This window comes from Pseudomonas sp. BF-RE-22 (assembly GCF_019956155.1).
Taxonomy (GTDB): Bacteria; Pseudomonadota; Gammaproteobacteria; order Pseudomonadales; family Pseudomonadaceae; genus Aquipseudomonas; species Aquipseudomonas migulae.
This window is the reverse complement of the sequence record NZ_JAHBDD010000032.1, coordinates 42,529-48,528: the sequence shown is the minus strand read 5'-3', so window position 1 is coordinate 48,528 and position 6,000 is coordinate 42,529. Positions and strand designations below refer to the sequence as shown.

Below are 6,000 nucleotides of genomic sequence, written 5' to 3'. Positions count from 1 at the left end.
CATCAGGCCGAGCGTTAGCTCGCCTTCCGCTTTTGATCTGAGCGCCCCCTCGAGAGGCCGAGTGGAGGTTCTGCGCAGTGGGCAACCCGGCATGGATGCCGGGTTAGCCGCCCCCGGCCATGGATGGCCGATGGCGGCGGGCCCACGGAGCAGGACCGGAGCGAGGGCATGGCGAGCCTTAGCGAGCCACCGAACGAAAGGGGCAAGAGCCCTTGGTTACTTGGGGCTCTTCCAAGTGACTCGCCGTAAGGGCGAAACCAATAGCCGCCATCACCGCAAAAACGGGTATGCCCACCAACCAACGGCCAACCAAAGTCCAACCAAACACCGGTGTAAACTGATACCCCACCCCATTCCGGCAAAGACAAGGGAGCCCACCCAGCCATGATCGGCGCCGAGCTGCTGTCCCCCGAAACCCTCACCGTCGGCTGGCTGATCTACATTCCAGCCCTGATCTGGGCCATCGCACGTGCCCCGTGGGTCGAGCTGTTCAGCGACAGCCGCCGCCAGCATCTGTTGTTCGGCACCGTGTTCGCGCTGTTCATGCTGTGGCTGGTACGCCGGGATTTCGACACCGGCGTGTCCTATCACTTCATCGGCATGACCGCCGTAACCCTGCTCCTGGACTGGCCCCTGGCGATCGTCGGCGGACTGGTCGCACAAGCAGGCTTGGTCATGCTCGGACGCCAGGACCTCGCCGCCGTCGGCGTGAACGGCGCCTTGTTGATTCTGCTGCCCGTGCTGGTCACCGAGTGCTGCGCAATCCTGGTCGAGCGCGCGCAGCCGCGTAATCCCTTCGTGTATATCTTCGTTTCCGGTTTCTTCGCAGCGGCGCTATCGGCCTTGCTGTGCCTGCTGCTGGCCCTGTGGCTGCTGTGGTTCAACGAGCTATTCGTCATGCCTTACTGGCTGGAAGATTTTGTCGGTTACCTGTGGCTGATCATCTTTCCCGAAGCCTTCATCAACGGCATGGTCGTCAGCGCACTGGTGGTGTTCAGCCCCGAATGGCTGGAGACCTTCAACCGCACACGCTATCTTTCGGCACCCTGGAAGGACGACGATCCGAAATCTTGATCCACATCAAATCCAAAAAACGTCGACGAATCCATGCTCCGAAAAACCTTCAGGAGCATCGAAAATGAGTGTCTACGAATGGGCAAGGCAGGAGTTGCGCCACAGTCTGGATGCAGCGCAGGAAGTCGGGTTTGATCCGGGGTTGAGCCTGCGCGCCCTGCTCAGCGCGGTGGTGCAGCAGAGCAAGGCCGTGCGCAGTGTCGAGGATCTGGCCGATGAGTTGCAGTTTCTCGCCGAGAACCTCGATGACGGTCAGGACTACGGCTTCATGCGGCCCTGAACCGTCACTTAGTGACGCGGGTCGAAATCACCACTGAACAACTCGTCCTCGGCATCGGGTGCCACTGGAATCTTGTGCTCTTCCGATGCCCACGCCCCCAGGTCGATCAGTTTGCAGCGGTCCGAACAGAATGGCCGGAATGTGCTTTCCGGGGTCCATTCCACAGGGGCGCCGCAGGTTGGGCATTCGACGGTTGGGATCTGGCTCATGACTGGCCTCCACGCAATGTAAGGTAAAAGTGATGCAGGCGTTCGACCTCGCTGTGCAGCCAGGCGAGGTCGCGGTCGTTGACCACCACATCGTCGGCATGGCTCACGCGATCCTGGCGACTGGATTGCGCCTTGAGGATCGCCTGGACCTGTTGTTCGCTGGTCTGGTCACGCTGCAGGGTGCGTTCGATCTGTAGTTGTTCGGGCGCATCGATCACCAGCACTCGCTGGGTCATGGCGTACTGCCCGGACTCGATCAGCAACGGCGAAACCAGAATCGCGTAAGGCGATTGTGCCTTGCCCAGGTGATCGGCGATTTCCCTGGCGATCAGCGGATGCAAAAGCGCCTCGAGCCAGAGGCGTTGCTCAGGCACCTCGAAGATCAGTTTGCGCAACGCTGCGCGATCCAGTTGCCCGTCGGCTTGCAACACGCCGGGGCCAAAATGTTCGGCGATCTGTGCCAGCGCCGGGCGACCCGGCTCCACCACCCAGCGCGCCGCATGATCGGCATCGACCACGTGCACGCCCAGGTCGATGAAGTGCTGGGCGGCCGCGCTTTTGCCGCTGCCGATGCCGCCGGTCAGGCCGAGAATCCAGGGTTTATCCACAGGGGTATTCATTTCAAACCGACAAACTGCCAATAGAAGCCGGTTATTTGACCACCCCAGAGCAATGCAATCCAGCCGGCAATCGCCAGATAGGGACCGAAGGGGATCGGGGTCGAGGTTTTCGCATTGCGCAGCCTCAGCAAAATCATGCCGATAATCGCACCCACCAGGGACGACAACAGTATGGTCAGCGGTAAAATCTGCCAGCCGCCCCAGGCGCCCAGCATGGCCAACAGCTTGAAATCACCGTGGCCGATGCCTTCCTTGCCGGTGATCAGCTTGAACAGCCAGAACACCGACCACAGCGCCATGTAGCCCGCAATTGCGCCCCACAGCGCCTCGTGCAATGGCACGAACAATTCGAAGCTGTTGACGACCAGTCCCAGCCACATCAGCGGTAGCACCAGCACATCCGGCAACAGTTGATGCTCGGCGTCGATCAGGCTCATGGCCAACAGGCCCCAGCTCAGGACCAGCACCATCCCGGCTTGCCAGCCGAAACCGAAGTGCCAGGCAATGAACGCCGACAGCAGGCCGCAGGCCAGTTCGGTCAACGGGTAGCGTTTACTGATGGGCGCTGCGCAGCTTGAGCATCGTCCACGTAAAAACACATAACTTAGCAGCGGGATGTTTTCCCAGGCGCGAATTCGGTGCCCACAATGCGGGCACTGGGAGTGGGGCAGCATCAGGTTGTAGGTCGCCGGCGGTGTTTCGCCAGGCAAACCGAGAATGTCCCGGGCCTGCAATTGCCACTCACGCTCGAGCATTTTCGGCAGGCGCCAGATCACCACATTGAGGAAGCTGCCGACCAGCAAGCCGACCAGCAGTGCAATGACGACAAACGCCAACGGGTATACGGTCAGGATTTCGTTCAAAGGCATGTCAGATCGCATTGCCGAGTTGGAAAATGGGCAGGTACATCGCAACCACCAGGCCGCCGACGATAACACCCAGCACCACCATGATGAATGGCTCCATCAGGCTGGTGAGATTGTCGACCATATTGTCGACTTCCGCCTCATAGAAACTGGCGACCTTGTCGAGCATGTCGTCCAGTGCGCCGGACTCTTCGCCAATGGCCGTCATCTGGATCGCCATGTTCGGAAAGACGCCGGCGGTGCGCATGGAGAAATTCAGCTGCATCCCCGTCGAAACGTCCTGCTTGATACGCAGCACCGCCCGCTTGAACACGATGTTGCCGGTCGCGCCCGCCACTGACTCCAGCGCCTCGACCAGCGGCACACCCGCGGCGAAAGTGGTCGACAGCGTACGGGCGTAACGGGCCACGGCGGACTTGTACATCAACGCGCCAATCAACGGCAGTTTCAGCAGCCAGGTGTCTGTCCGGTCCCGAAAGCCTTGCGATGTCTTGAAGGCGTGGCGCACACCGAATATCGCCGCGATCAGCACGCCAAGCATCAGCCACCACCAATCCTGCATGAACTGCGACAGGCCGATGACCATCACCGTGAACGCCGGCAGTTGCGCACCAAAGCCTTTGAACACCGACTCGAACTGCGGCACCACCTTGACCAGCAGAATCCCGGTGACGATGATCGCGACGACCACCACCGCCAGCGGATAAGTCATGGCTTTCTTGATCTTGGCCTTGAGGCTTTCGCTCTTTTCCTTGTAGGTCGCGACCCGCTCCAACAGGGTGTCCAGCGCGCCGGCCTGTTCGCCGGCATCCACCAGATTGCAGTAGAGCTCATCAAAATACTGTGGCTTTTTGCGCAGGGCTGCCGCGAAGCTGTTACCCGCCGCGACTTCCTGTTTCACCTCGTCCACCAGTTTGCGCATGGCCGGGTTTTCGAAGCCTTCGCCGATGATGTCGAACGATTGCAACAGCGGTACGCCGGCTTTCATCATGGTCGCCATCTGCCGGGTGAAGAGGGCAATGTCATTCGCCTTGATGCGTTGGCCGAGGCTGAAAAGCGAGGCGGATTTCTTGCGCACCTTGCCGGGGTTGATGCCTTGCTTGCGCAGTTGCGCCTTGATCAGCGCCGGGTTCTGAGCGCTGAGTTCGCCGGTTATTTTCGTACCTTTTTTGTCGGTGCCTTCCCAGGCGTACACACTGATTTTCGCTGCTTTGACCGCCATGTTCAGTCCTTGGTGACCCGGTTGATTTCTTCAAGGCTGGTGATGCCTTGCATGGCCTTGATCAGCCCGGAAGTACGCAGGTCGTTGAAGCCGTCCTTGCGCATCTGGATATCGATTTCCAGCGAATTGCCTTCGGCCATGATCAGCCGTTGCAGGCCTGCTGTGTTCTTCACCACTTCATAAATCCCCACGCGCCCCTTGTAGCCGCCGTTGCACTGATCGCAACCGACCGGCTCATAGATCGTGAATGTGCCAATCCGTTCCTCTGGGAAGCCTTCCTTGATCAATGCCTCGCGGGGAATATCGATGGGCTTCTTGCACTGGCTGCACAGTTTGCGCGCCAGGCGCTGGGCGATGATCAGGCTGACGGACGTCGCGATGTTGAACCCCTGAATGCCCATGTTGTGCAGGCGGGTCAGGGTTTCCGCGGCGCTGTTGGTGTGCAGGGTCGACAGCACCAGATGCCCGGTCTGGGCGGCCTTGATGGCAATTTCGGCGGTTTCCAGGTCGCGGATCTCGCCGACCATGATCACGTCCGGGTCCTGCCGCAAGAAGGAGCGCAACGCCTGGGCAAAACCCAGTCCCTGCTTGGCGTTGACGTTGACCTGGTTGATGCCTTCCATGTTGATCTCGACCGGGTCTTCGGCGGTGGAGATGTTGATGTCCACGGTGTTGAGAATGTTCAGGCCGGTGTAGAGCGACACGGTCTTGCCCGACCCCGTGGGGCCGGTCACCAGAATCATCCCTTGCGGCTGCTTCAGCGCGGCCATGTAGAGGTCTTTCTGGTCCGGCTCGTAGCCGAGGGCGTCGATGCCCATTTGCGCGCTGGATGGGTCGAGGATCCGGATCACCACTTTCTCGCCCCACAGGGTCGGCAGGGTGTTGACCCGGAAGTCGATGGACTTGCTCTTCGACAGGCGCATCTTGATCCGCCCGTCCTGGGGTTTGCGCCGCTCGGAGATGTCGAGGCTGGCCATGACTTTCAGGCGGGCGGCGATGCGGTTGGCCAGTTGAATCGGCGGCTTGGCGACTTCACGCAGCATGCCATCGGTGCGCATCCGCACGCGGTAGGTTTTTTCGTAGGGCTCGAAATGCAGATCGGAAGAGCCACTCCTGATCGCGTCCAGCAGCATCTTGTGAACGAAGCGCACCACCGGCGCGTCGTCGGCATCCTGTCCGGCGATGGCGTCCTGTTGGTGGTCATCGACCGACTCGATGTCCATGCCATCGAGGTCGACGTCGGCCATGTCTTCCAGTCCGCTGGCATGGCTGTCGAAGAACTTCTCGATGGCATCGCTGAGCTTGTCGTCCTCCACCAGGATGGCTTCGGTGTTCAGCCCGGTGCTGAACTGGATGTCGTTGATGGCCTGGTGATTGGTGGGGTCGGAAACCCCCACGAACAACTTGTTGCCACGCCGCCAGAGTGGCAGGGCGTGGTGCTGGCGAACCAGTTTTTCGCTGACCAGACCCTTGGGTTGGGTTTCCTTGTCCAGGCAATTGAGGTCGAGCAGCGCCATGCCGAAATGCTCCGAGGCGATCTCGGCGACCTGGCGGCTTTTCACCAGTTTGTTCTGCACCAGATAACTGACCAGGGAGATTTTATGACGTTGGGCTTGCTGATACGCCTGTTGCGCGCTTTGGTCGGTGAGCAGCTCGGCAAGCACCAATTGCTTGGCCAGACCGCTAAGGGCGATGTCATTCATGGGGATACCGGACGCAGACAGTTCAT

General features: G+C 60.1%; 7 protein-coding genes. 2 read left to right on the top strand and 5 right to left on the bottom strand.

What is annotated here, in order from left to right; translation table 11 throughout:
* The first annotated feature begins 384 nt into the window (after positions 1 to 384).
* Together KGA82_RS16690 and KGA82_RS16685 are read left to right on the top strand one after the other, a co-directional pair.
* Positions 385 to 1,074, top strand: coding sequence for an energy-coupling factor ABC transporter permease (locus KGA82_RS16690; protein ID WP_192227990.1), 690 nt, complete (start codon positions 385 to 387; stop codon positions 1,072 to 1,074).
* Between the two features lie 64 nt (positions 1,075 to 1,138).
* A complete protein-coding gene (locus KGA82_RS16685; RefSeq protein ID WP_008033212.1) occupies positions 1,139 to 1,354 on the top strand; it encodes a hypothetical protein in 216 nt (71 codons plus the stop codon).
* A gap of 8 nt (positions 1,355 to 1,362) precedes the next feature.
* Here the strand turns inward: KGA82_RS16685 and yacG are convergent, their stop codons facing one another.
* Genes yacG through pilB form a run of 5 tightly spaced genes read right to left on the bottom strand, consistent with a single transcriptional unit; the run spans position 1,363 to position 5,974 of the window.
* Positions 1,363 to 1,563 (bottom strand): DNA gyrase inhibitor YacG, encoded by a 201-nt coding sequence (gene yacG / locus KGA82_RS16680; RefSeq protein ID WP_008033210.1) that lies wholly within the window; start codon positions 1,561 to 1,563, stop codon positions 1,363 to 1,365.
* Positions 1,560 to 2,183, bottom strand: coding sequence for a dephospho-CoA kinase (gene coaE / locus KGA82_RS16675; protein ID WP_008033209.1), 624 nt, complete (start codon positions 2,181 to 2,183; stop codon positions 1,560 to 1,562). Before coaE ends, yacG begins: the two co-directional genes overlap by 4 nt.
* Positions 2,180 to 3,052, bottom strand: coding sequence for a prepilin peptidase (locus tag KGA82_RS16670; protein WP_223451326.1), 873 nt, complete (start codon positions 3,050 to 3,052; stop codon positions 2,180 to 2,182). Before KGA82_RS16670 ends, coaE begins: the two co-directional genes overlap by 4 nt.
* Position 3,053: 1 nt before the next feature.
* On the bottom strand, positions 3,054 to 4,271 hold the full coding sequence (locus tag KGA82_RS16665) for a type II secretion system F family protein (protein WP_223414095.1): 1,218 nt from the start codon (positions 4,269 to 4,271) through the stop codon (positions 3,054 to 3,056).
* A 2-nt stretch (positions 4,272 to 4,273) separates the two neighbouring features.
* Positions 4,274 to 5,974 carry a type IV-A pilus assembly ATPase PilB gene (pilB, locus tag KGA82_RS16660; RefSeq protein WP_223451324.1) on the bottom strand — a complete coding sequence of 567 codons (1,701 nt, stop codon included), beginning with the start codon at positions 5,972 to 5,974 and terminating at the stop codon, positions 4,274 to 4,276.
* Between the last annotated feature and the right edge of the window lie 26 nt (positions 5,975 to 6,000).